At 57.2% G+C, this 3,290-nt stretch carries 1 rRNA gene; it reads right to left on the bottom strand.

The features are described 5' to 3' along the window. Positions 1 to 21 precede the first annotated feature (21 nt). Positions 22 to 3,144 (bottom strand): 23S ribosomal RNA (locus tag E2B92_RS32390). Positions 3,145 to 3,290: the final 146 nt, after the last annotated feature.

The raw sequence follows: 3,290 nt of genomic DNA, 5'->3' as shown, positions 1-3,290 counted from the left end.
ACACAGTGGACGCGAGCAACTGAGGACAAGCCCTCGGCCTATTAGTACCGGTCAACTCCACCCATTACTGGGCTTCCATATCCGGCCTATCAACCCAGTCGTCTACTGGGAGCCTTACCCTCTCAAGGAGGTGGGAATACTCATCTCGAAGCAGGCTTCCCGCTTAGATGCTTTCAGCGGTTATCCCTCCCGAACGTAGCCAACCAGCCATGCCCTTGGCAGAACAACTGGCACACCAGAGGTTCGTCCGTCCCGGTCCTCTCGTACTAGGGACAGCCCTTCTCAATATTCCTACGCGCACAGCGGATAGGGACCGAACTGTCTCACGACGTTCTAAACCCAGCTCGCGTACCGCTTTAATGGGCGAACAGCCCAACCCTTGGGACCGACTCCAGCCCCAGGATGCGACGAGCCGACATCGAGGTGCCAAACCATCCCGTCGATATGGACTCTTGGGGAAGATCAGCCTGTTATCCCCGGGGTACCTTTTATCCGTTGAGCGACGGCGCTTCCACAAGCCACCGCCGGATCACTAGTCCCGACTTTCGTCCCTGCTCGACCCGTCGGTCTCACAGTCAAGCTCCCTTGTGCACTTACACTCAACACCTGATTGCCAACCAGGCTGAGGGAACCTTTGGGCGCCTCCGTTACCCTTTAGGAGGCAACCGCCCCAGTTAAACTACCCATCAGACACTGTCCCTGATCCGGATCACGGACCCAGGTTAGACATCCAGCACGACCAGAGTGGTATTTCAACGACGACTCCACCTGAACTGGCGTCCAAGCTTCACAGTCTCCCACCTATCCTACACAAGCCGAACCGAACACCAATATCAAACTGTAGTAAAGGTCCCGGGGTCTTTCCGTCCTGCTGCGCGAAACGAGCATCTTTACTCGTAGTGCAATTTCACCGGGCCTATGGTTGAGACAGTCGAGAAGTCGTTACGCCATTCGTGCAGGTCGGAACTTACCCGACAAGGAATTTCGCTACCTTAGGATGGTTATAGTTACCACCGCCGTTTACTGGCGCTTAAGTTCTCAGCTTCGCCCCACCGAAATGGAGCTAACCGGTCCCCTTAACGTTCCAGCACCGGGCAGGCGTCAGTCCGTATACATCGCCTTACGGCTTCGCACGGACCTGTGTTTTTAGTAAACAGTCGCTTCTCGCTGGTCTCTGCGGCCACCCCCAGCTCAGGAAGCAAGTTCCCTCACCAGTGATGGCCCCCCTTCTCCCGAAGTTACGGGGGCATTTTGCCGAGTTCCTTAACCATAGTTCACCCGAACGCCTCGGTATTCTCTACCTGACCACCTGAGTCGGTTTAGGGTACGGGCCGCCATGAAACTCGCTAGAGGCTTTTCTCGACAGCATAGGATCATCCACTTCACCACAATCGGCTCGGCATCAGGTCTCAGACTATGTGCAAGGCGGATTTGCCTACCTTGCGTCCTACACCCTTACCCCGGGACAACCACCGCCCGGGCTGGACTACCTTCCTGCGTCACCCCATCGCTTACCTACTACAGGTCTGGTCCGTCGGCTCCACCACTCCCCTACGCTCCGAAGAGCTCAGGGCGGCTTCACGGACTTAGCATCGCCTGGTTCGATATTGGGCGTTTCAAAGCGGGTACCGGAATATCAACCGGTTGTCCATCGACTACGCCTGTCGGCCTCGCCTTAGGTCCCGACTTACCCTGGGCAGATCAGCTTGACCCAGGAACCCTTAGTCAATCGGCGCACACGTTTCTCACGTGTGTATCGCTACTCATGCCTGCATTCTCACTCGTGAACCGTCCACAACTCGCTTCCGCGGCTGCTTCACCCGGCACACGACGCTCCCCTACCCATCACAGTCCCCGTTGGGGGTATGTACTGCAATGACACGACTTCGGCGGTACGCTTGAGCCCCGCTACATTGTCGGCGCGGAATCACTTGACCAGTGAGCTATTACGCACTCTTTCAAGGGTGGCTGCTTCTAAGCCAACCTCCTGGTTGTCTCTGCGACTCCACATCCTTTCCCACTTAGCGTACGCTTAGGGGCCTTAGTCGATGCTCTGGGCTGTTTCCCTCTCGACCATGGAGCTTATCCCCCACAGTCTCACTGCCGCGCTCTCACTTACCGGCATTCGGAGTTTGGCTAAGGTCAGTAACCCGGTAGGGCCCATCGCCTATCCAGTGCTCTACCTCCGGCAAGAAACACACGACGCTGCACCTAAATGCATTTCGGGGAGAACCAGCTATCACGGAGTTTGATTGGCCTTTCACCCCTAACCACAGGTCATCCCCCAGGTTTTCAACCCTGGTGGGTTCGGTCCTCCACGAAGTCTTACCTCCGCTTCAACCTGCCCATGGCTAGATCACTCCGCTTCGGGTCTTGAGCGCGCTACTGAATCGCCCTGTTCGGACTCGCTTTCGCTACGGCTTCCCCACACGGGTTAACCTCGCAACACACCGCAAACTCGCAGGCTCATTCTTCAAAAGGCACGCAGTCACGAGGATGGAGCAAGCTCCACCCCGACGCTCCCACGGCTTGTAGGCACACGGTTTCAGGTACTATTTCACTCCGCTCCCGCGGTACTTTTCACCATTCCCTCACGGTACTATCCGCTATCGGTCACCAGGGAATATTTAGGCTTAGCGGGTGGTCCCGCCAGATTCACACGGGATTTCTCGGGCCCCGTGCTACTTGGGTGTCTCTCAAACGAGCCGTCAATGTTTCAGCTACGGGGGTCTTACCCTCTACGCCGGACCTTTCGCATGTCCTTCGCCTACATCAACGGTTTCTGACTCGCCTCACAGCCGGCAGACTGTGAAAGAGAGATCCCACAACCCCGCATGCGCAACCCCTGCCGGGTATCACACGCATACGGTTTGGCCTCATCCGGTTTCGCTCGCCACTACTCCCGGAATCACGGTTGTTTTCTCTTCCTGAGGGTACTGAGATGTTTCACTTCCCCTCGTTCCCTCCACATGCCCTATGTGTTCAGGCATGGGTGACAGCCCATGACGACTGCCGGGTTTCCCCATTCGGAAACCCCCGGATCAAAGCCTGGTTGACGGCTCCCCGGGGACTATCGTGGCCTCCCACGTCCTTCATCGGTTCCTGGTGCCAAGGCATCCACCGTGCGCCCTTAAAAACTTGGCCACAGATGCTCGCGTCCACTGTGCAGTTCTCAAGCAACGACCAGCCACCCATCACCTGAACCCGAAGACTCAGTGCACTGGGGCCGGCATCGCAGAAGGGCGAGCAACGCTCGCACCCTCAGACACCCAACAGCGTGCCCGACACCA

Origin of the sequence: Streptomyces sp. WAC05374 (assembly GCF_004353505.1) — a bacterium.
In the GTDB taxonomy this organism is placed as follows: domain Bacteria; phylum Actinomycetota; class Actinomycetes; order Streptomycetales; family Streptomycetaceae; genus Streptomyces.
This window is presented reverse-complemented; position numbering and strand designations above follow the sequence as displayed.